This is a genomic window from Bosea vaviloviae (assembly GCF_001741865.1).
Taxonomy (GTDB): Bacteria; Pseudomonadota; Alphaproteobacteria; order Rhizobiales; family Beijerinckiaceae; genus Allobosea; species Allobosea vaviloviae.
Map to the genome: position 1 here is coordinate 4,169,067 of NZ_CP017147.1, position 18,997 is coordinate 4,188,063.

The following is an 18,997-nucleotide window of genomic DNA, read 5'->3' on the forward strand; positions in this document are numbered from 1 at the left end:
GCATTTTTGCTTGCGATCGGGCTGCTGCTCTGGACCGCATGGCAGAATGTCGAAACCAATCTGGCCGTGCGTAAGCTCGCATTGGGGTTTGATTTCCTTAGGCAGGAGGCGGGCTTCGGCATCCCCTTCACCATCATCCCCTATGGCGAGACCGACACCTATCTCAGGGTCTTCCTTGTCGGCCTCACCAACACGATCCTGGCCTCGATCCTCGGCATCATCCTGGCGACGATCCTGGGTTTCGTAATCGGCATCGCGCGCCTTTCGCCCAACTGGGCCGTCGCGAAGGCGGCCTTGATCTATGTTGAGACGGTCAGGAATCTGCCACTCCTGCTGCACGTGTTGATCTGGTACAACGTTGCGATCCGATCCTTGCCGCCGGCCCGGCAGGCGCTCGGCCTTTTCGACAGCATTTTCCTCAGCAATCGCGGGATCTTCGTTCCGTCGCTTCAAATTGGCCTGGGTTGGGGGCCGCTCGCCATCGTCGCGGGCGTCTCGACCCTCTCGGTGGTTGCCATCCTTCGCCATGCGCGTCGCCGTCGCGACGAGACCGGGCAGGGTGCGGCCGTTGCGCTTCCTATCGCCCTGACCCTGGCCGCGACCAGCTTCGTGCTCGCGGCATGGGGTGGCGTCGGGATCAGTTGGCCGGCACTGCAAGGCTTCAGCTTTTCCGGCGGCATGGCACTCTCGCCCGAGCTTGCGGCCCTGGTGATCGCGCTTGCGATTTACAACGCCTCCTTCATCGCCGAGCTCGTGCGCGGGTCGATCGAAGCCATCGGCAAGGGCCAGCGCGAAGCGGCCGCCTCACTCGGGCTCGACCGCGCCAAGATTCTGAAGCTCGTGATTATTCCGCAGGCCATGCGTGTGCTCGTGCCGCCGCTGACGAACCAATACCTCCATCTGGTCAAGGCATCGTCGCTCGCGACCGTCATTGGATACCCCGATCTCGTCAACGTCTTCGTCGGCACGAGCCTCAACCAGACGGGCCGGGCAATCGAGATCATGACCATGACCATGCTGGTCTATCTCAGCCTCAGCCTGCTCATCACCGGCCTTAGCAACCTCTACGGCCATCGCATCAGGATCGTCGAGCGATGAGCGCGATCGCGAGTCCGAATCCGGCCGCCAATCGGGCGAGCCGCTATCACGCCCGTTCGCTCGTCACATGGGCGCGCGCCAACCTGTTCGCCCGGCCGATCGACGTCATGCTCACGACCGGAATTGCCCTCGCAGCCATCGTCCTGATCTGGGCCGTCTTGCCCTGGGCGATTCTCGATGCAACCTGGCAAGGATCCACCCGCGCCGATTGCCGGCCGGACGCGGCCTGCTGGGCTTTCATCATCAATCGCTCGGGCCAATTCATATATGGCTTCTACCCGGCGGCCGAGCGCTGGCGCGTCGATCTTGTCTTTCTTGCCTTCGCGATGGCGCTCCTGGTGCTCTTGAACCGGCGGCTACCGGGCAAGCAGGCTGCGGCTGTCTTCCTCATCCTTGTCTTCCCGATCCTGTCCTACATGCTTCTGCATGGCGGCATCGGCGGCCTGGCGCGCGTGACAACGGAGAAATGGGGCGGGCTTTCACTGACCATTCTTCTCGGCGTCGCCGGCATCGTCGTCTCGTTCCCGATCGCCATCGTCCTGGCGCTCGGGCGTCAAAGCGAGATGCCAGTGCTGCGGTGGGCGAGCGTCGGCTATATCGAGATCTGCCGCGGTCTGCCTCTGATCGCCGTGCTGTTCATGGCGCGTATCCTGCTTCCATATGCATTCCCTTCGGGCACGGAGTTCGACCCGCTGGCACTCGCCGTGGTCGGCATCATCCTGTTCGAGAGCGCCTATCTCGCCGAAGTCTTCCGCGGCGGGCTCCAGGCCATCCCGAAAGGCCAGGTCGAAGCCGCTTCGGCCATCGGATTCGGATACTGGCGGACCGCGATCTACATCACGCTCCCTCAGATGCTGCGCATGGTTGTTCCCGGCGTCGTCAACAACGCGATTGCTCTGCTCAAGAACACGACCCTGGTGGTGATCCTGGGCCTTTTCGAAGTTCTGAACATCGTGGCGGCTGGCGCGGCCGACCCGGACTGGCTCGGTCTGCATGCGGAGGGCTATATCTTCGTGGGGCTGGTCTTCTGGTCGCTCTGCTTTGGCATGTCGCGTTACAGCCAGAGGCTCGAACGCGACATGCGATCGGCGGAGCGCTCGTGATGGTGTTGGCAGCGCAACGGCCGATCCTCGAGATCGCGGGCTTGAACAAGTGGTTCGGCGCCATGCATGCGCTACGCGACATCGATCTCAGCATCGCGGCCGGCGAAAAAATCGTCGTTTGCGGCCCGTCGGGATCCGGCAAGTCGACGATGGTTCGATGCATCAATGCGCTGGAGCGCTACCAGACGGGCGAGGTCCGGTTGCAGGGTCGCCTGGTGAATGCCGATTGCGACAGCCTGCTTTCTGTCAGACGCGAGGTCGGGATGGTGTTCCAGTCGTTCAACCTGTTCCCGCATCTGTCCGTCATCGACAATGTGGCGCTTGGTCCGCGCAAGCTTCTCCGAATTGGCCGCGAGGAGGCCGAGCATCGCGCGATGGACCTCTTGGCTCGCGTCAAGCTCGCCGATCAGGCCCGAAAGGTCCCATCACAGCTCTCAGGCGGCCAGCAGCAGCGGGTTGCGATCGCACGCGCCCTGGCGATGAACCCTAAGCTAATGCTCTTCGACGAACCGACCTCGGCCCTCGACCCCGAGATGGTCAAGGAGGTGCTCGACGTGATGATGTCTTTAGCGCACGAGGGCATGACCATGATCTGCGTGACCCATGAGATGGGTTTTGCGCGAGCGGTGGCCGACCGCATTGTGTTCATGGCTGACGGCGCGATCCAGGAAACGGCGGTTCCCCAGGCCTTCTTCTGCGGCGACTGCGGCGCGCGCGCCAGGCAGTTCATTTCGCATATAACGAGCGATCAGCGCCTCGCCCCTCAACCTGGCGAACTCTGATCGCCTTCAGTAGCGCGCGAGAATGGCCTTCATCTGGGCGATTTCCTTCTCTTGCGACGTCACAATTCCACGGCAAAGCGCGGTGATCTCCGGATCCGTTATGGACGCTTGGTTGCACATCAAAATCGCACCCGAATGGTGGGGGATCATCGAGCGCAGGAAGTCGGCATTACCGACGCCAGCTTGCGTGCGCATCGCGACAAAACTGGCGAGGAAGATCACGAGAGCACTGGCTCCGATAATCATGTTGAGGCGCTGCGAAGGGAACATCGAGCGCATCGAGACGAGCATGATGATGGTCATCGGGGCGACCATCATCAGCGTCATGTAGACGTTGTTGAGATTGAAATGGAAATGCCGAAGCGTCGCGATCATCGTGTACATGACGAGGTACATCACGATGAAATCCAGCGTCAGTTCGATCGCCAGCCGACCGTAATGGTTCTGATCTTTATGATCACTGCCATGCTCCATGGCGGCCTCCTGTAAAAAAGCCCGGTTGGGTCTCGAAATTTGTAAAAAAAATCGGGAAGCGGCGCTATTTGACCTTCGTTTTAAGCCACTGATCGAGATGGTGCATGATCGGCCTCCTGTCCATCGGGCGACGAGTTGTCGCTCGTTGAGTAAGACGCAGGTGGCGTTTGGCTGTTCCCGGCTGAAACAATCTGTAACAAAGCGAGCTGTACGAATTCGTCATGCAGACTTGGCCGAGGTCAGCAACACATAATAGTGAAAGAGCTAGGGATCTGACTCGGGCGGCATCTTAAAAAAGCGGTCGACTGCGCGCCGAGCTAAATCAACTTCGTCCTCCGCAATGCCAACGAGACCGAGCACAATACAGGCGAGCCTCGACCGCTCCTGAACCACATTGGCGTTGTCTTTCAGGGAATCCCGAACTTTACCCCAAGCGGCATCCATTGCTGCCTGCGCACGAGCTACGTCGACCGGGTCATTCAGCGACGAAAAGAGCACTCTATCCCTCCAAAGCATCGTATCGCACTCGGAGTTTCCGATCAGAGCTACGTTATATTTGAGTGCAAAGACAGTCGGAGAACGCTCCCATTTCAAGACGGAAGAAGTTCAGGCCTTCATGAGATGAAAAACGATCTGGCTACCTTCACGGTCCGAAGGTCGAGGCGAGCGCTTGGCGTGATCGCTTCGCTTGCTGCTTTTGGCATGTCCGTCCTTTTCCTGTGGGGCCGCGACGTTCCCGCCGACAACTCGCCGCCGACCACGATTGCACTCGCGGTTCTGGGTGATTCCAGCAGCCACTCGTATCAAGACAACCTGAGCTTTCCGCCGGGTTCCGCCGACCGTGGCGGTGCTTTTCGCGCCCGCACCTTCCAGTGGACCGAGGTGTTGGCGCGCCTGCGCGGCAATGAGCTGAATCCGGGGCCTTGGGTGCGGTGGGGACAGCCCGGCCGCGTGGCGTGGTTGCGCGGTGCAATCGGGCTGCACGCCGGCAGGACACCAAGGAAGGAGGACTACCTTTATAATTTCGCGAGCCCGACGGCACTCCAAAATATAGGGCAGTTGTCGTAGGCAGGAAGCTTCGTGTCACCAACACCATCGGAGATGAGCCGAACAACGCCGTACTGGCTGATGACCACGCCGGCCTGGTGTGGAATGCGGTCTGGGCACAATCGCTTGTCATGCGCCTGCGCGAGGTCTTCGATCTGCCGTTGACGCTGATCACTGACGACGAACTGGTGCGCTTCGTCTCACGCCTGGAAGGGCCTGGCTTGCAACACTAGCCGGACCCGGGGCTACTCGGCCAGTAATGCGGTTCACCTACGACCGGTTCGCGGACGCCCTTTATGCTTGGAACCGTCGAATGGGACACTGGTAATCTTGATCAAGCTGTCAGTGGCGCCTCTATGTGACCCGTGCTTCAAGAAGCGCAGGCATCGTTGCGCGAAAACGGCGCCTGCCCTGAGTTCGGGGGCAAAATCGAAGTAACTGACGGTCGCCGCGTCTCTCAAGTCCGCAGCCGGAAATACAGACCGGAGTAGGTGTCGACATAACATTCTGGCCTGAGAGGGACCTCGATCGGCCGCTGTTTGGTCCAGGCGTCAATCTGCTCGTAGCCGAGTGCCTGCAACCCTTCTATGAAGCGCTCACGATGAGCGACCGTATAAGGACAGAATGCAATCCGCCCCGACCTCTGGTTGATCGATTGTAATGTCACGAATGAGCGGGTTGGGTGCAGGGCAGTCCGGTGAATGATCAAATGGGGCGGACGCTTATTCGCTTCGCGCAGCGCCTGATGCAGAAATCCCTCTTCGAGATATTGGAGAGAACCAGCGGCAAAGACGATATCGGCCTCGCCGATCGCGGCAACATTGTTTGTAAATCTGAGGTGCTTCGCCCCTCTCTCCTGGGCGATCCTTTCTCCCGCCTCTGTGACATGCGGCACGTCATAGATCGTCCATGAGAATTCGTCGGGAAGATCAAGATACCCGCAGTATTGATAGTAGACATGCCCGACATATCCGCCCAAATCGAACAAGCGGCGCGCGCCCTCTTGAATAGCTGGGCGAAGCCAGAACAATGCCGGATACTCGGTCGGCGGCATGGGTTTGAACTCGCCGTTGGCATGCCTGTAAACGTCCAAGTCGGCCATGCCTGCTTGGTCGTAGCCCGTAACCACGGTTGGTGCTGAGCGCGCGGCCTCTTCGACGCTTGAAAATACGCCGCTATAGCCGCTGTCATTCCGGCCCGCGAGAAATTCCCAGCGATGTAAGGCGTAGTGAACCTGCCTGATGCCAGGCCAAGTGCTCAGGGCGCGAATAGCCCTGCGGCTCGCCCATCGAGCAACACTGAGCGGAGTATGCCTGCGCCTAAGCTCCCCCATGCAGGCATCCCCTCCGATCGGACTCCCGTGCTTTCGTCGCCGAGCACTCATTTTGAAGTGCCCAGTTTTCTGAGCAAGAGCACATACGGTCAGAGGAAAAGCCGCTGGCGGTACCTCTTTGGCCGAAATGGCCCTGCCCACTGTCCCGGCACTCCGATCCATTACATTGACCGGATGGAATGGCCGCACCGGTCTTGACGGCGACTGTCAGGCTTTCCTGCACGAAGGTGACCACCTGCAGTCGTTCCCAATCTAGCGAAGCTGGGATAGCCGCACTGTTACGAATTGTTTCAACTGACGCCGCTAGCTCCGGACACCGATCAAAGCACGTTCGGCTCGTGACGGCGGGCGCCGTTTAGGCCCACGCGGTCAATAGATGGCCTCTCGGTATTCGTCTCGACGCCGGAGCAACTCGCGCGGGATCGCGAGAAGGCACTGTTCCACAACGGCAGGATCAAGCGGATCGAGGGGGAATATGGAAAGCGCGAGTGACTTCGTCCCCGTTTAAACTGGTCGTCCGCAGCGCTCGTCATGCCCCGTCGCGCTGGGCTCGCGGCGGCACGGTTCGCTACGAACGTACGCTCCACAACATTTAATTGGGCTAAACTGAAAAAGGATCATCAGCATGTCGCGGCCGAGCCCGGAAAGAGCTCGGCCGCGCGTGTTTGATTAGATAATCCGCTTGATCTCGACGTAGGCGCCTGTGGTCTTGAGCGTTATCGTCACGTCCGTCGAACCACGATTGCGCCAGAACCAGCCATGGGCGCCATCGCTTTCGGCCGTGAGCACGCCCTGTTCACCAGCCGAGCCGCGGCCGTTCTTGTAGCTTTTCTCCTTGCCGCCTCCGGCCGGGGTGCCGTGCATGTCGTAATTCACGGCGCCGCCTTTGGCGGCCCAGGTGAAATCGACCTTCGCGCCCTGCTTCATCATGAGCTTGTACTCGACGCCTTCGGTTGGCTTGAGGGTGATGATCGTCTCGTCCGTACGTGAGGCTGGCGCCTGGGCGATGACGATCCGCTCGCCCGCTTGGGCATGCGAGACGAACAGGCCGGCCAGCACCGAGCCGAACAGGCTGGAACGCTGGTCGGGCGCTGGCGTGGCAGGCGCCGACGAGGGCGGGGTCTGCTGATCCTTGAGGCGATCGCGCTCGGCCTCGTTGGCGAGCTGGGTCTTGATCTCGCCCATAGATGTCAGCTTGAGCGCCCGGCCGATGCCGGTCGGGTCGATGGCGTATTCGGCGGGAAGCACGATCGTCACGAGGATGCCCGCCGCCGCGACGATGGCGATGGCGGTCGAGCGCAGAAGCTGGGCCGAGGTCGGCAGTTCGGCGCGGGTCGGGATGTCGGTGTTGTACATTGGGTTGGTTCCTTCAGGTCGGGGAGACGATGAGGCCGGTCAGCTGGTAGCCGACCAGCACGAAGCCGGCGGTCATCATGACCGTGTTGGCGGTGTAGGCGTGGCGCAGGAAGCTGGGCGTGCGGCGCCAGAAGCCCATGGCGATCAGGATGATCGAGAGCGCGACGAGCTGGCCGATCTCGACGCCGATATTGAAGGCGAGGAGGTTCGGTACGAGGCCGTCGGGTGAGATGTTGTATTCGATGATCTTGGTCGACAGACCGAAGCCATGGAACAGGCCGAAGATCAGCGTCGCCAGCTTGGTGTTCGGCTGGACGCCGAGCCAGCGCTGGAAGGCGCCCATATTGTCGAGCGCCTTGTAGACGACAGACAGGCCGATGATCGCGTCGATGATGTAGCTGTTGATCCCGACGTTGAAATAGACGCCGAGCAGCATGGTCGTGGAGTGGCCGAGCGCGAACAGGCTGACATAGATGCCGATATGCTTAAGTCGGTACAGGAAGAAGATCACCCCGAACAGGAAGAGGATGTGATCGTAGCCCGTCACCATGTGCTTGGCGCCGAGATAGGTGAACGGGAGCAGGTTCACCCCCGTGATCTCCTGGATGTAACCCTTGTCGCCGGCGGCGACGGCATGGGCGAGCGCAGCGTCGACGCCTGGCAGGACCAGGACGAGTGCGAGCGCGAGGGGAAGGAGCAGGCGCAAGGCTGCATATTGCAGCGTGCGCCGCCCTTCGCTGGAAGGTCGTTGCATGGATGATCCGATGGTTTGTCGTTGAAGGTGCCGCTGACGCGGCGCGGTTCAGGCGACGACGGATCGGGGAGGGCGGTCCAGTCCGGCGGGCGTCCTCGAAGACGCTTGCTGATGCTCGTGCCGGATCGCGGTCCGCACGAACCGTGGCGTGCCGAGCTGAGTCACGCCGACGACGTTGGCGGTCTCGTGGACATGGTCGGCGGTGTTGTGACCGTGGATGTGGCCGGGCACCCGCTCGTCGGGCTCGCCCTCGTCATGGGCGTGGCCATGCTCGGCAGTCGCCGCAGCGAGCTGCGCATGCCGGACGGCCTCGGCTTGGGCCATGGCATAGGCATTGTGCCCGGCGGAGACATGCGCAGCCGACAGAATCATGCCGAGCGCCATCGCGAAGGCGATGACGAGGCAGGACAGGGCTCTGATGCTGCGGCGCGGCATGATGAACAACTAGTAGCGGATTTCTTAACGAAAGTTTGACGAACGTCGACTGCCTGACGGAATCAACTCTTTGACAGTATCCTATCCAGGAGGATACGATCCAGCCATGTCAGAACCTCATGTCCACGCCAGCCATCCCGAGATCGCCAAGCGCCTCAAGCGCGCGGAGGGTCATTTGCGCAAGGTCATCGAGATGATCGAGACCAGGCGCGACTGCCTCGATATTGCCCAGCAGTTGCAAGCGGTCGAGAGCGCCATCGTCGGCGCCAAGAAGAGGCTGCTCCAGGACCATCTCGACCACTGCCTTGAGCATGCAGCCGGCACGATGTCCCGCGAGCAGCGCCAGTCGATCGACGCCTTCAAGGCCATCACCAAGTACCTCTGACCCCGCAGCATTCCCGACCCGATATCAGGCAAGATTGATCTCATGCTCGCCGTTCTCGCCAACCGCACCTATGGCCGCCTGTTCCTGGCGCAGATCATCGCGCTGCTCGGCACGGGCCTGCTGACGGTCGCGCTTGGGCTGCTCGCCTTCAACCTCGCCGGCGACAAGGCGGGCACGGTTCTGGGCACCGCCTTGGCGATCAAGATGATCGCCTACGTCACCGTCGCGCCGGTTGTGGGAGCTTTCGCGGCTCAGCTACCGCGCAAGGCCTTCCTGATCGCGATGGACCTGGTCCGAGCGGCCATCGCCCTGCTGCTGCCCTTCATCACCGAGATCTGGCAGATCTACGTCCTGATCTTCCTGCTGCAGTCGGCTTCGGCCGCCTTCACGCCGACCTTCCAGGCGACCATCCCCGACGTGCTGCCGGAGGAGAACGACTACACCAAGGCGCTCTCCCTCTCCCGGCTGGCCTACGATCTGGAGAGCCTGACCAGTCCGATGCTGGCAGCCGCGCTGCTGACGCTGATCAACTATCATTGGCTGTTCTCCGGCACGGTCGCGGGGTTCCTCGCCTCGGCTGCGCTCGTGCTCTCGGTGACGCTGCCGATCTCCCCGGCGACGGCACGGACGGGCGGCATCTACGACAAGACCACGCGGGGCATGCGGATCTATCTGGCCACGCCGCGCCTGCGTGGCCTGCTCGCGCTCAACATGGCGGCGGCCACCGGCGGCGCGATGGTGATCGTCAACACGGTCGTGTTCGTGAAGGGCCGCCTCGGGCTCGGCGACGGCCAGGTCGCGCTCGCGCTGGCCTGCTTCGGCGGCGGTTCGATGATCGCCGCGCTGGCCCTGCCACGCCTGCTGGAGAAGCTTGCCGATCGACGGGTCATGTTCACGGCCGCGATCTATCTCGGCTGCGTGCTGCTGATCGCGGCCGCATTCCTGTTCGCGGTCGACGGCAGCGCTGTCTCTACCGCGGCGACAGTTGCGAGCGCCGGCCTCTGGCCGGGGCTGTTGGCGACATGGTTGCTGCTCGGCCTGGGCTATTCGGCCGTCCAGACGCCATCGGGCAGGCTGCTGCGTCGCTCCGCCCATGCTCCAGATCGCCCGGCGGTATTCGCAGCTCAGTTCGCGCTCTCTCACGCCTGCTGGTTGATCACTTACCCGCTGGCTGGCTGGCTCGGAGCAACGCTGCCGCCATCGGCAGTCTTCTGCATCTTCGCCGGGCTGACGCTGGTTGCGGTCGCGTTGGCCGCGCGCGTTTGGCCCTCGGACGAGGCCGAGACACTCTCTCATGCGCACGACAACTTGGCTGCGGACCACCCTCATCTCGGAGGTGAGAGCGACGATTGCCATGCCCATGCCTTCGTGGTCGACGATCTTCATCCCGAATGGCCCAGCCGGGTGGGCTGAGTGGACAAGCGCCCGAAATAACGACCATCGTGGGAGTTCGGCTTATCGCCGCATGGCGGGTAGGGTATTGCTCTCGCGATCGCCATGGTTGAACGCACCATCAAAGGGACGTCTTGCGCGCGGCCAGTTTGGCCTCGCGCCGGCGGCGTTCCGCCAGTATCTGGCGGCGCTTGTGATCGGTGAACTTCCCCCACTGGCGGATCTCAGCCGTGGTACGGAAGCAACCGACACACAGGTCCGCCTTGCGGTCGAATTTGCAGATATCGAGACAAGGCGACGCCAGGGCCACAGCTTACACTTTCGCGGGTTCGGGCTTGAGTTCAGGCGCCGCCATGATCGTTTTCTCAGGCGTCGGCAGGAGACGGGCTGAGTTGAGGATGAACACCAGCTCCGAGACGACATGGATGCCGGCCGCAAGCAGCGGATTGAGGAAGCCGAAGGCAGCAAGCGCGATGCCGAGCGTATCGACGCCGATGGTGCCGGCAAAGTTCTGCCAGATGATGCCGCGCGTTTGCCTGGCGACCTTGAGCGTCTCGACGAAGCGCTCTAGGGCCCGGACTCATAACCAGTAGCTGACGGTCGCTGCGATGCAGACGGCGGCGAGGAAGTTGACGGCGTTACGATCGTATCGTGTGGCGACGCGGCGGAAATCATTGAGGCGGCAGAACATGCGCTCGATGGCGTTTCGATCGCGGTAGAGGACGGGCGAGAAGCAGTTCTTCCAGCGCCGGTTGGCCTTGGGCGGGATGTTGGGCATCGTGCCATTCTCCTCGACCTGCCGGCGGATGGCGTTGCTGTCGTAGCCCTTGTCACCATGGAGGATGCGAGCGGCCGGCATCTGCTGCAGCAGGACCGATCCGGCTGTGCAATCAGCGACGTGTCCGCCGGTGAGCAGGAAGGCGATAGGTCGGCAGTCGCGATCGGTCAGCGCGTGGATCTTGGTCGTGCGACCTCCGCGAGAACGACCTATGGCCTGGTTGCGCTCCCCCCTTTTCCGCCCGAGGCCGAGCGGTGCGCCTTCACGGCGGAGCTATCGATGAGCACCTGGGCCGGGGGACCGCCGGCGCTCGCCAAAGCATGGAAGAGATCAACCCAGACGCCCTTGGCGGCCCAGCGGACATAGCGGTTGTAGAGCGTCTTGCGTGGCCCGTAATCGGGCGGCGCATCGATCCAGCGCCCGCCGGACTTCAAAACATGGACGATGCCGCTGATCACCCGGCGGTCGTCAACACGAGGCTTGCCGCGCGTATCCGTTGGCAAATGCGGCTCGACCCGCGCGAATTGCGCGTCCGTGAGCCAGAAATGATCCCGATTCATCCGTGCTTCCTCCCGGAGGCCGTGAATCACACCGAGCCGCCGGTGCCAACCATTTTATGGGTCCGAGCCCTAAAGGACGGTAAGTCGGTTCCATTCTTTGTTCAGAGGATTATCCTCATACGGGCCATTCCCCGTCCATCCCGCTTCAGCGGGGCATTGGCCGACTGGGAGCTAATTTCAGGTTCGCCGGTCGGCGCGGTGGCAACGGTGCCATCATCATCTCAGGCACTGGCTCACGAGCTGGCGCGACTTGTTCAATCTTTACCGGAGGTGGCGGCGGTTGAGGTAGCGGGATTGACGGGGCGGGGACCACCGACGCTACCGGTGCGGTCGCCGGTACGTCTGGCTTAGGCTTGGGCTTGTAGAAAATGAGGTCAGCGATTGATGCGGCGGCGATAACCACGATCACGACCACGGCAAGTAGCCGAGCGAAGGTGGTGATGGTCATCAATCACTGCTCCGGCCCATTCAACGCGTTGCCCGGACACGCGTTCCCGGACTACTTGCCTGTTGCTCGCGATGCGGCAAGGGCCTTTTGATATTGTTCCTCGGATCACTTGGCACGGTACTGGTCCTGACCTGAAGCCATGATGCCCTCAATCTCGCGCTCTCTCGTATTCTGAATAGTTCTGGATGTCCCGAGCGGAAGTTATGCCGTTTCTCCGGCAGCCTCAGCAGGCGAGCCGCACGATGCCCCATTGATGGCCCCGATGACCAGTCCGAGGATGATTGTCAGCGCCAAGGTCCGAGCCTCGTCAGGCTGCTTCAGAAGCACCCAGCGGCTTGTCGCCATACGAACGAACATAGCGGCCTCATGTCCTTCGGATGTAGGCGAACCAGACCGGATCGCGACTGCGGGAGGTAAAGGCCGGCAGCAAGAAGACGCGACATCGACCTGCTGCCGACCAGCCCACCGGACCGGGGGCAGGGGTAGGCATCGCTCAATTGGCGCAGCTGCGACTGATTTTCAATCGGAGATCGATCATGGACACGACCGCTGTGTAGAGGGCGCTGGCGACTCACCTTCTCACTCGCGCTGGACGTCGATGACGTCGCCGCTGTTGCTGATTATGACGCGGATGTCGTCGCCGTCCACATCGATGCCAGCGACCACCCAGCCCCTCCGGCCCTGGCGCACACGCTCGACACGTTCCAGGCCTTCGCGCCTCGCGATCCGCACTGCCTCGCCCTCAGAGATGCCTTCCCGCTCGTAGCGTGGGCGGGGCCTATCGGGGACTTCAATGAACGGCTCAGGAGGATTGACGCGTAGACCGTTCGGGCCCAGCTCGATCGTCTGGGCTGTTGCGGTTGTAGCGGGCCATGGTGCTGTGATGATCGACAGTGCGGACAAAATCGCAACAACGCTGATTCGAGACATTTGCTTCCTCCGGGTTTCAACCGGAAGAGCAACGCGATTGTGGCAGAATTCTTGGCGTCGCATGAGCACCGCCGGGCGGCGCAGGTCGCCGCTGTCGGAGACATTTCGAGTGTAGTCAGGTTATCGACGGGAGCGACACGAGCGAGGCTTCTGCAACGTCGTTCTGCTCCCACCGTAACGGTGCGCGGCGTAGCAGGTGCGGGTTCTCGTTGGGATGCAACGGCAGACATTGCCGTTGCATCGTATGTCGCGGCGACGGCCGAAACGTCTAGCCAGGCGGAGCACCCCAATCGCTCTACACTGTCAAGACGACAACCTCAGGGCGCCAGCGTCAGCGGCTCACTGAAGGCATGGATCTGCTGCCAAGTGTAGTGCTGAGAGAAGCGTCCGCACATGAAGAGGAACATACCCGCAGGGCGGCACGTAGAGTCAACGATGGCACAGCGGATTCGTCGGCCGGCATGTCAAAAGACATATACGAACGACACATTTAATGGTGGTGAACTCGGGGGATAGGAAATCTCAGAATGACACTTATCGAGAATTCGCCGGGCTTTCTGTCGGCGGAGGCTGAAGCCGCTAGGCTAGCAGCCATTCGGCGCTATGATATTCTCGACACACCACCTGATGGCGCATTCGATCGGGTGAAAGCGATTGCTGCCCGGCTCTTCCAAGTCCCCATTGCCATAATCAGTATCGTCGATCACGACAGGATTTGGTTCAAGTCCCACCACGGGCTTGAAGTGAAAGAGATCGACCGTGTCCCCGATCTCTGCTCATCAGCGATCCTGCAGGTGGAGCCGTGGGTTCTGCTGGACGCAAAGTCGGATCCTCGATCCTTGTCCAACCCGCTGGTCGCAGGCGAGTTTGGTTTGCGGTTCTAAATCGGCATTGCCAAACCTGTCGTCACAACGCTCGCCGGGTAGCGGACGTTATCAATCACCCATATGCCCACGGTTGAGAAACATATGGCGCAGATCAGGCCGAAGCTTGAACTTCGGCCGATCGCTGCCGCTCTCTAACCCACGTAGTCGATCCAGGATGAATCGATTATCACGTACTCAGCTGGGAACCAAAAGTAGTAGTCGGTCAGATCGTCATAGACCCAATAGCCGTAGTAGTAGCTGTCGGCTTGTGCGAGTTGCGTACTGGCGAGTATTATGCTCGGGCCAGTTTCGGCTAGCTTCTGCCGTGACCTTACCTTCTTAACCTGCATTCCAGCGGCATTGACGGAAGTTACCTTACCGTTGCTCACTTCGGCAAAGACATCAACTTTCTTTCCAGTCGTATGAATCTTGTGCTTGCCATTCTTTTTGAATTTTTCGCCGAGAAGGCTTTTTCCGTTGAGATGTTGTTTCTCCTTCGCGAAGGCGATGCGAGATGCGCCGATCGTGGTGGCCGTCGCGATCAGTCCGAGTGCGAGACGCCGATTGATCATCGAACTTGCTCCCTTTGGAAATCAACGATGAAGGTTGCTGCAGCCATGATGACTAAATTAGCTTTAGTGATTTGGGCTGAACCCATAGCGAACGGGCAGGCCACAGATAAGTTCCAAAGACCAGAAACGAGCCCAATTCATCGCTTCCTCCCGGAAGCCATGAATTACACCAAGCCGGCGAGGCCAACCACTTTATGGGTCCGAGCCCTAGTGCCGGTAGCTCGAAATGACGTGCCCATTGCCCCCCCTTTGGTAACCACAGCGCCCCCCCCCTGCGCATGACGTAGCGTTTAGAGGCGAATTTCTACGCCAATCAAGTCGTTGATGGACGGCTCTCGCGGGACCCGGCGCGCGGGCCGGCGATGACCGTATATGGCAACCCGGAGTTGTCTCTCCGTTTAAATCCGTTTGTCGCACTGGGGCAACTGATGCGGAAGATGGAAGTTGCCTCGCTCGGTAATCTTGTCCACCATCAGCTGGCATGCGGCACGCAGCCCGTTGCGCTCGTTGGGCTGCACCGGCAGGCGAAACAACGGTGCTTCGTTATCGTCCGTCGTGAACGCGCAAATGGTGACAGAATTCGTAGCGTCAAAGCTGTCATCCCGGACGATGGCGACCGGGCGCGGCTTGATTGCGTATTCCTTGCCGCCCGCGACGGTCCAGATCTCGCCACGCCTCATTCGTCGCCCCAATCCGAGATCGCGTCGATAAACGACTGATCTTCTTGGGCGCGCTTGCTCGACGCAACGGCGAGCGACTGGCGGTGGGCCTCAGTCTGGAAAGGAAGCTGCACGAACGTCGGGAACCCAAATTTGAATGGGCCGCAATCCTTGCGATCGCAGCCGTTCGCGATAGTCACGCACCTTCACTCTTGAGGGCTTTGGCTTCGAAGCCGATGCCATTGTTATGCTCCTCTGGTTACATGTAACCTGCCATGGACTACGGAGCGTGACCACACCCGCTAGGGCGCACGAACCACGCCATCAACCAGGCTACATCGCGCGATTGTATCGGCTATGCGTGACGCCTTTGCCGAGCGTGCTTGGAGGCGCCGAGCTGGTTATTTGGCGCCCTCGATCAGGCCACCTACACATCCGATCGAGACAGCCCTGGAAGCGGATTTATGTTTGTTCTATTTTTGCTCTAGTTAACTTGCATCGCACAAAGCCTGCGCTTGGCTAGCGATGTCTGCAGACGTCCGGCCGGCGAGCCGCATCGTGATCTCTCTCTCTGTTCTGTTGCAAGCGGGCAGGGCGCCGAGATCGGCAAATTATCATCAAGAGGCCGGAAGATCATGCTGGTGACCAAAGGAAGTCTGGGGAATGGTTCGCCGCAGACTTACGACGGACGGCACGCTTGGATGACTGCTGCCGAGATCCGCTCGCTATTGAGCGGTCGTTAGCGGCCTAGGTCGCGACTGCAAATTTTATATTATTCTTACCTTCGACGGTGATCGGGCAGTCGATCCGGTCGCCTCTTCAATATTTCGACGTGAAGTCAATCGCGTCGTTGCACCGCCTCTGTCATGGAACGACAGCCACATTCCGGCGCTTAATTCAGCCCTTCCAATAATGCAAAGCAAGAAGCCGGGAAGGTGATGTTGCGACTCCCGCACGATGTCCCGAATGGTGTCGATATCCTTTGACGAAGGTGTTGGCTCGTTCTCAGGGTGGGTATGCCAATCGCCCAAATACTCTAGGCCACGCTCGTGGTAGGCTTCGATCTCCCGTTGCTCGGCCGCCCGGCTCGGCCAGAACGCAAATCGGCTCCTGCGGTCCTCCGTCCGCGGCCCGGTGGCATCCAAGATGACCCAATGCCCCGGCTTGGAGATCCCGAACAGCTGGCCTCCGGCCTCCCGATGCCAGAAGTGCATCTGCCGGTGGGCATGAAATGTCTGAATGGCCGACTGGCTGAGCGAGACGGCTAGGTTCGCGCTGCGTAGAGTGAGTTTGTCGTCGGTCATTGCCATTCCGCGCTGACGATTTCCCCGAGGGGATTGGGCTCACCGCGCGAGGCCAGCCACTCCGGCGTCCATGCCCCCTCAGCGTCGGCAAGCGATGCTGCGTCGGTCAACCAGGTTCGCCATTCGGCCTTGGTCGACCTGCCGCGGAGGAAGTCCATTGCGAGACGCGCCGCTAGACCTTCCGCATGGGCAAGCTCAATCGCTCCGAACGGCGTGGTCAACCCGCCGCACTCCACAGGTGCCGGTCTTTCACTGATCGAAGTGGTCATCGGTGGGTTGCCGGCAGCGTCGTATCCCAACGCGAACATCTTGTCCGGCGTGACCAGGACCGCGTGCGAAGCCAGCGCATGCGCTTCCATCCAGGCGTAGATGCACACCGGACCGCCATGGACGACCATATAGTTGTCGATGGCGGCGTTGGCTGCCCAGTTCGCCGTGCAGGCCACAACCAAGTCCATTTTCCTAAGCAAGGCGGGTTCTTCGGCCAGGACTGTTTGTATGTTCACGCCATGGGGCGTGATGGAGACAATATCCGGATTCTCCTGCGCTATCGCATGCGCTAGGGCCTTCGCCTTGTTGAGACCGACAAAACCAGCCCCGAGCTGATGTCTGCGGATGTTCTCCCAACCCATCGTGTCTGGATCGACGAGGAAGAGCTGACCGATACCTGACTTGGCGAGGAGTCGGGCCACGCCCGAACCAAGCGCGCCACAGCCGATCACCGCCACCCGGGATCGAGCGAGCTGGTCGCGTTCGGCATATGGCAAGCGACTGCTGGCGGCGTCCAGCGCCTGGGTCGTCAAGCGCCTTACGTTGAAGTCTTCGCACAGGCGTTCGATTGACAGTGGACCGGTGCGAGACGCGCCGACGATGACACGACGCTTGAGGGGTACCTTCCTGTCATCGACCTTGCGAGACAGATATAGCGATGCAGCGTGAGCGCGACCTGAGGGCGCGAAACCGGTCAACGTGACCAGGAGCGACTTTGGACACTGGTCCAGGCACTCGCGGAGAATTGCCGTGCCGTCCTTCGAACGCCGCTCGACTAGCTCCCACAGCTCAATTGCCGTTTTCGGATAGCTGTCCGGATGCGGCAGGACATCCAATGCAATGGTTGCCATCCGATGGACCTTCGCTGCGGATTGTCCAAATCGGTGCTTCCACCATCGCTCTGCATCGGTTCGGTTTCTGAAGCCGTACAGCGCTGTGTCCGAGGCCATCCAAGCGCTAAAGGCGCTCGGTGCCCCGGCTAATCCAAGCAGGCGTGCGGGATGCCCGTAGCAGCCCTGGGCCCAGTAGAGGCCGAAATCCTCCTGGAAGTCGTCATCCTCGGCTCCTGCCGCTATGTCGGCCAGAAGCTTGCGCGCAAGCCCGATTGCTGCGGAAATTGCGCTGACAGGATCGCCAGGCAGTTCCGGATTCCTCAGGCAGAGCTTACCGTCGCGCTCAACGTGTGGCATCGCGCGCGTGGCGATTGGCAAATAGCAGTTGGGTCGCGAAAACGGGAAGGCGGCGTCGACCAGAACGAGCAGCTCGTGTCCCCTGGTCGATATTCGCCACCCCACCTTGCCCCTGCCGGCAAGCAGCGGGTCATCGGCCGGGAGTTTGCCCAGAAAAGGGCGGCCGAGCCCCTCGAACCAAGCATCGACGGCGGCAATGGCATCGGTGACCGGGAGAGGGACATTAACCGTCATGCGTAGCCTTGCCCGCCGGACTTGATCACCGCGGGGGCTTTCGTCTTGTTTTCCAAGTCCTCCTCGTCGGCTGGGTCCGGCTGTATGCGGAACCACTCAGACTTGAAGAACTTGTCCCACGCTCGCATCGCTTGGTCGTGCGTGCAGTCCGGGTCGTCGAGCACATCGAGACAGGGCAGCTTGTCGACCAGCTTACTGCGGAGAAACGCTGTCCTGGCGCTGCCTGGATCGGCAATGTTTTCGTCCAAGGTCGGATGCCGGACCCCATCATTGTATTCTAGGCGGTCACGAATGGCGCGAAGGACCTCCCGTAGCGCCTGATCGTCTCGCCCCGTATCCTCGCGGTAATGCTCGGCGACAAGCTTCGTCAGCGCGAAGCCGCTCGCCATCTTGCCATTCCAATGAGGGCGGCTGCGCGCAAATGCCTTTACCAACCTCACGACCCGAACGAACTGGCCGTTGTTGCCGTTGCCAGTCGCATCGCTGCAAAGCGCCTTGTTCTGATCGCGGAACCACTTCGTCACGCTTAGCGCGTCCGATGCCTTCCAATATGCTCCCGCGAGTTCGTACTTGTCGCTAGTGATGCCCGTCAGTGGATCTGTCGTTCGAACGCGCCTATAGGCTGGCACATCGACGTGGTAGCCCTGCTGATAATAGACGCGGACGCAGTTTTTCAGCACCTCCGGCACCTCGGTGAACCTGTCGTCCTGAAGGGCGGCGCAGACCATCTGGCGCACGGCAAGCGCGGACATCTCGCCGTCCCGCTCGCCGACTAGGTCCTCCTTCTTGAAATAGACGCCGTCGTCGATGTCATAATCGCCGGCTGGGTCGTGGATCATGGTCCGCATGGCGTAGGACCCTTGCGTTCGCGACCCGACCGGGGTGGGACGGTCGTCTCGCGCCAAGCCGTTGCGAAGCCGAGTGCGGTTGGCCTTCGCCTTCTTGAATATGTCCTCACGACCGAAGTCGTTCATCTTCACTTCGGCCTGGTGATAACCACGGACCTGTTCGTTGCAGTCCTTCATCG

23 protein-coding genes and 1 pseudogene are annotated in these 18,997 nt (G+C 60.9%); 9 read left to right on the forward strand and 15 right to left on the reverse strand.

Going from position 1 to position 18,997, the window contains the following annotated elements; all coding sequences use genetic code 11:
- Positions 1 to 6: 6 nt before the first annotated feature.
- Genes BHK69_RS19050 through BHK69_RS19060 form a run of 3 tightly spaced genes read left to right on the forward strand, consistent with a single transcriptional unit; the run spans position 7 to position 2,983 of the window.
- Positions 7 to 1,098: an amino acid ABC transporter permease gene (locus BHK69_RS19050; protein WP_199578950.1), complete on the forward strand. Its 1,092-nt coding sequence runs from the start codon at positions 7 to 9 to the stop codon at positions 1,096 to 1,098.
- The gene (locus BHK69_RS19055; protein WP_083269548.1) at positions 1,095 to 2,201 is read left to right on the forward strand and encodes an amino acid ABC transporter permease; all 1,107 of its coding nucleotides are present in this window, start codon (positions 1,095 to 1,097) and stop codon (positions 2,199 to 2,201) included. The genes BHK69_RS19050 and BHK69_RS19055 overlap by 4 nt, the downstream gene beginning before the upstream one ends.
- Positions 2,201 to 2,983 carry an amino acid ABC transporter ATP-binding protein gene (locus BHK69_RS19060; RefSeq protein ID WP_069691471.1) on the forward strand — a complete coding sequence of 261 codons (783 nt, stop codon included), beginning with the start codon at positions 2,201 to 2,203 and terminating at the stop codon, positions 2,981 to 2,983. Before BHK69_RS19055 ends, BHK69_RS19060 begins: the two co-directional genes overlap by 1 nt.
- Positions 2,984 to 2,989: 6 nt before the next feature.
- Here the strand turns inward: BHK69_RS19060 and BHK69_RS19065 are convergent, their stop codons facing one another.
- On the reverse strand, positions 2,990 to 3,457 hold the full coding sequence (locus BHK69_RS19065) for a DUF305 domain-containing protein (RefSeq protein ID WP_069691472.1): 468 nt from the start codon (positions 3,455 to 3,457) through the stop codon (positions 2,990 to 2,992).
- Positions 3,458 to 4,078: 621 nt separating this feature from the next.
- On the opposite strand from BHK69_RS19065, the gene BHK69_RS19075 reads away from it, so the two are divergent.
- Both BHK69_RS19075 and BHK69_RS33205 read left to right on the forward strand, forming a co-directional pair.
- A complete protein-coding gene (locus tag BHK69_RS19075) occupies positions 4,079 to 4,525 on the forward strand; it encodes a hypothetical protein (protein WP_069691474.1) in 447 nt (148 codons plus the stop codon).
- A 175-nt stretch (positions 4,526 to 4,700) separates the two neighbouring features.
- Positions 4,701 to 4,832, forward strand: a pseudogene (locus BHK69_RS33205) (thiol-disulfide oxidoreductase); the annotation flags it as partial.
- A 129-nt stretch (positions 4,833 to 4,961) separates the two neighbouring features.
- Here the strand turns inward: BHK69_RS33205 and BHK69_RS19080 are convergent.
- The 4 genes from BHK69_RS19080 to BHK69_RS19095 all read right to left on the reverse strand — a co-directional run bounded on the left by BHK69_RS19080 (position 4,962) and on the right by BHK69_RS19095 (position 8,382).
- Positions 4,962 to 5,837, reverse strand: coding sequence for a methyltransferase, TIGR04325 family (locus BHK69_RS19080; RefSeq protein ID WP_069691475.1), 876 nt, complete (start codon positions 5,835 to 5,837; stop codon positions 4,962 to 4,964).
- Between the two features lie 669 nt (positions 5,838 to 6,506).
- Positions 6,507 to 7,193, reverse strand: a complete 687-nt coding sequence (locus BHK69_RS19085; RefSeq protein WP_069691476.1) for a transmembrane anchor protein — start codon at positions 7,191 to 7,193, stop codon at positions 6,507 to 6,509.
- A 13-nt stretch (positions 7,194 to 7,206) separates the two neighbouring features.
- The gene (locus BHK69_RS19090; protein WP_069691477.1) at positions 7,207 to 7,947 is read right to left on the reverse strand and encodes a HupE/UreJ family protein; all 741 of its coding nucleotides are present in this window, start codon (positions 7,945 to 7,947) and stop codon (positions 7,207 to 7,209) included.
- A gap of 48 nt (positions 7,948 to 7,995) precedes the next feature.
- Positions 7,996 to 8,382 (reverse strand): hypothetical protein, encoded by a 387-nt coding sequence (locus BHK69_RS19095; protein WP_148663504.1) that lies wholly within the window; start codon positions 8,380 to 8,382, stop codon positions 7,996 to 7,998.
- Between the two features lie 106 nt (positions 8,383 to 8,488).
- On the opposite strand from BHK69_RS19095, the gene BHK69_RS19100 reads away from it, so the two are divergent.
- Positions 8,489 to 8,767, forward strand: coding sequence for a metal-sensing transcriptional repressor (locus BHK69_RS19100; protein ID WP_069691479.1), 279 nt, complete (start codon positions 8,489 to 8,491; stop codon positions 8,765 to 8,767).
- A gap of 42 nt (positions 8,768 to 8,809) precedes the next feature.
- Complete coding sequence (locus tag BHK69_RS19105; RefSeq protein WP_069691480.1) at positions 8,810 to 10,180, forward strand: MFS transporter; 1,371 nt, start codon at positions 8,810 to 8,812, stop codon at positions 10,178 to 10,180.
- Positions 10,181 to 10,280: 100 nt separating this feature from the next.
- Here BHK69_RS19105 and BHK69_RS19110 read toward each other — a convergent pair whose 3' ends face one another.
- The gene (locus tag BHK69_RS19110) at positions 10,281 to 10,469 is read right to left on the reverse strand and encodes a DUF1289 domain-containing protein (RefSeq protein WP_069691481.1); all 189 of its coding nucleotides are present in this window, start codon (positions 10,467 to 10,469) and stop codon (positions 10,281 to 10,283) included.
- 111 nt (positions 10,470 to 10,580) lie between these two features.
- On the opposite strand from BHK69_RS19110, the gene BHK69_RS32685 reads away from it, so the two are divergent.
- Positions 10,581 to 10,730, forward strand: coding sequence for a hypothetical protein (locus BHK69_RS32685; RefSeq protein WP_158516243.1), 150 nt, complete (start codon positions 10,581 to 10,583; stop codon positions 10,728 to 10,730).
- Positions 10,731 to 10,739: 9 nt separating this feature from the next.
- On the opposite strand, the gene BHK69_RS31570 is transcribed toward BHK69_RS32685, so the two are convergent.
- Positions 10,740 to 11,497 (reverse strand): IS5 family transposase gene (locus BHK69_RS31570; protein ID WP_148663691.1). Its coding sequence is split into 2 segments (ribosomal slippage): positions 10,740 to 11,164 and positions 11,164 to 11,497, totalling 759 coding nucleotides; the frame shifts between segments, so codons are not numbered across the junction.
- 1,027 nt (positions 11,498 to 12,524) lie between these two features.
- Positions 12,525 to 12,875 carry a hypothetical protein gene (locus BHK69_RS19125; RefSeq protein ID WP_069691484.1) on the reverse strand — a complete coding sequence of 117 codons (351 nt, stop codon included), beginning with the start codon at positions 12,873 to 12,875 and terminating at the stop codon, positions 12,525 to 12,527.
- 527 nt (positions 12,876 to 13,402) lie between these two features.
- Here BHK69_RS19125 and BHK69_RS19130 point away from each other — a divergent pair.
- The gene (locus tag BHK69_RS19130; protein ID WP_069691485.1) at positions 13,403 to 13,759 is read left to right on the forward strand and encodes a hypothetical protein; all 357 of its coding nucleotides are present in this window, start codon (positions 13,403 to 13,405) and stop codon (positions 13,757 to 13,759) included.
- Between the two features lie 134 nt (positions 13,760 to 13,893).
- Here BHK69_RS19130 and BHK69_RS19135 read toward each other — a convergent pair whose 3' ends face one another.
- From BHK69_RS19135 to BHK69_RS19160, 7 genes are all read right to left on the reverse strand, one after another.
- Positions 13,894 to 14,313 carry a hypothetical protein gene (locus tag BHK69_RS19135; RefSeq protein WP_069691486.1) on the reverse strand — a complete coding sequence of 140 codons (420 nt, stop codon included), beginning with the start codon at positions 14,311 to 14,313 and terminating at the stop codon, positions 13,894 to 13,896.
- A 398-nt stretch (positions 14,314 to 14,711) separates the two neighbouring features.
- Positions 14,712 to 14,993 (reverse strand): type II toxin-antitoxin system PemK/MazF family toxin, encoded by a 282-nt coding sequence (locus BHK69_RS19140; protein WP_069691487.1) that lies wholly within the window; start codon positions 14,991 to 14,993, stop codon positions 14,712 to 14,714.
- Entirely contained in the window at positions 14,990 to 15,106 is a 117-nt protein-coding gene (locus BHK69_RS33505) for an antitoxin MazE-like protein (protein ID WP_342029732.1), read from the reverse strand. The genes BHK69_RS19140 and BHK69_RS33505 overlap by 4 nt, the downstream gene beginning before the upstream one ends.
- Positions 15,084 to 15,215 (reverse strand): antitoxin MazE-like protein, encoded by a 132-nt coding sequence (locus BHK69_RS33510; RefSeq protein WP_342029733.1) that lies wholly within the window; start codon positions 15,213 to 15,215, stop codon positions 15,084 to 15,086. The genes BHK69_RS33505 and BHK69_RS33510 overlap by 23 nt, the downstream gene beginning before the upstream one ends.
- Before the next feature lie 524 nt (positions 15,216 to 15,739).
- Complete coding sequence (locus BHK69_RS19150; RefSeq protein ID WP_069691488.1) at positions 15,740 to 16,276, reverse strand: Mov34/MPN/PAD-1 family protein; 537 nt, start codon at positions 16,274 to 16,276, stop codon at positions 15,740 to 15,742.
- Positions 16,273 to 17,970 carry a ThiF family adenylyltransferase gene (locus BHK69_RS19155; RefSeq protein WP_069691489.1) on the reverse strand — a complete coding sequence of 566 codons (1,698 nt, stop codon included), beginning with the start codon at positions 17,968 to 17,970 and terminating at the stop codon, positions 16,273 to 16,275. The genes BHK69_RS19150 and BHK69_RS19155 overlap by 4 nt, the downstream gene beginning before the upstream one ends.
- Positions 17,967 to 18,995, reverse strand: coding sequence for a cyclic GMP-AMP synthase DncV-like nucleotidyltransferase (locus tag BHK69_RS19160; RefSeq protein WP_069691490.1), 1,029 nt, complete (start codon positions 18,993 to 18,995; stop codon positions 17,967 to 17,969). Before BHK69_RS19160 ends, BHK69_RS19155 begins: the two co-directional genes overlap by 4 nt.
- Positions 18,996 to 18,997: the final 2 nt, after the last annotated feature.

Bases quoted from the DNA above. Each gene is read 5' to 3' on its own strand.
- BHK69_RS19055 (WP_083269548.1), top strand. From the start codon at position 1,095: ATGAGCGCGATCGCGAGTCCGAATCCGGCCGCCAATCGGGCGAGCCGC.
- BHK69_RS19060 (WP_069691471.1), top strand. From the start codon at position 2,201: ATGGTGTTGGCAGCGCAACGGCCGATCCTCGAGATCGCGGGCTTGAAC.
- BHK69_RS19065 (WP_069691472.1), bottom strand. From the start codon at position 3,457: ATGGAGCATGGCAGTGATCATAAAGATCAGAACCATTACGGTCGGCTG.
- BHK69_RS19075 (WP_069691474.1), top strand. From the start codon at position 4,079: ATGAAAAACGATCTGGCTACCTTCACGGTCCGAAGGTCGAGGCGAGCG.
- BHK69_RS19080 (WP_069691475.1), bottom strand. From the start codon at position 5,837: ATGGGGGAGCTTAGGCGCAGGCATACTCCGCTCAGTGTTGCTCGATGG.
- BHK69_RS19085 (WP_069691476.1), bottom strand. From the start codon at position 7,193: ATGTACAACACCGACATCCCGACCCGCGCCGAACTGCCGACCTCGGCC.
- BHK69_RS19090 (WP_069691477.1), bottom strand. From the start codon at position 7,947: ATGCAACGACCTTCCAGCGAAGGGCGGCGCACGCTGCAATATGCAGCC.
- BHK69_RS19095 (WP_148663504.1), bottom strand. From the start codon at position 8,382: ATGCCGCGCCGCAGCATCAGAGCCCTGTCCTGCCTCGTCATCGCCTTC.
- BHK69_RS19100 (WP_069691479.1), top strand. From the start codon at position 8,489: ATGTCAGAACCTCATGTCCACGCCAGCCATCCCGAGATCGCCAAGCGC.
- BHK69_RS19105 (WP_069691480.1), top strand. From the start codon at position 8,810: ATGCTCGCCGTTCTCGCCAACCGCACCTATGGCCGCCTGTTCCTGGCG.
- BHK69_RS32685 (WP_158516243.1), top strand. From the start codon at position 10,581: ATGGATGCCGGCCGCAAGCAGCGGATTGAGGAAGCCGAAGGCAGCAAG.
- BHK69_RS19125 (WP_069691484.1), bottom strand. From the start codon at position 12,875: ATGTCTCGAATCAGCGTTGTTGCGATTTTGTCCGCACTGTCGATCATC.
- BHK69_RS19130 (WP_069691485.1), top strand. From the start codon at position 13,403: ATGACACTTATCGAGAATTCGCCGGGCTTTCTGTCGGCGGAGGCTGAA.
- BHK69_RS19135 (WP_069691486.1), bottom strand. From the start codon at position 14,313: ATGATCAATCGGCGTCTCGCACTCGGACTGATCGCGACGGCCACCACG.
- BHK69_RS19140 (WP_069691487.1), bottom strand. From the start codon at position 14,993: ATGAGGCGTGGCGAGATCTGGACCGTCGCGGGCGGCAAGGAATACGCA.
- BHK69_RS33510 (WP_342029733.1), bottom strand. From the start codon at position 15,215: ATGGCATCGGCTTCGAAGCCAAAGCCCTCAAGAGTGAAGGTGCGTGAC.
- BHK69_RS19150 (WP_069691488.1), bottom strand. From the start codon at position 16,276: ATGACCGACGACAAACTCACTCTACGCAGCGCGAACCTAGCCGTCTCG.
- BHK69_RS19155 (WP_069691489.1), bottom strand. From the start codon at position 17,970: ATGACGGTTAATGTCCCTCTCCCGGTCACCGATGCCATTGCCGCCGTC.
- BHK69_RS19160 (WP_069691490.1), bottom strand. From the start codon at position 18,995: ATGAAGGACTGCAACGAACAGGTCCGTGGTTATCACCAGGCCGAAGTG.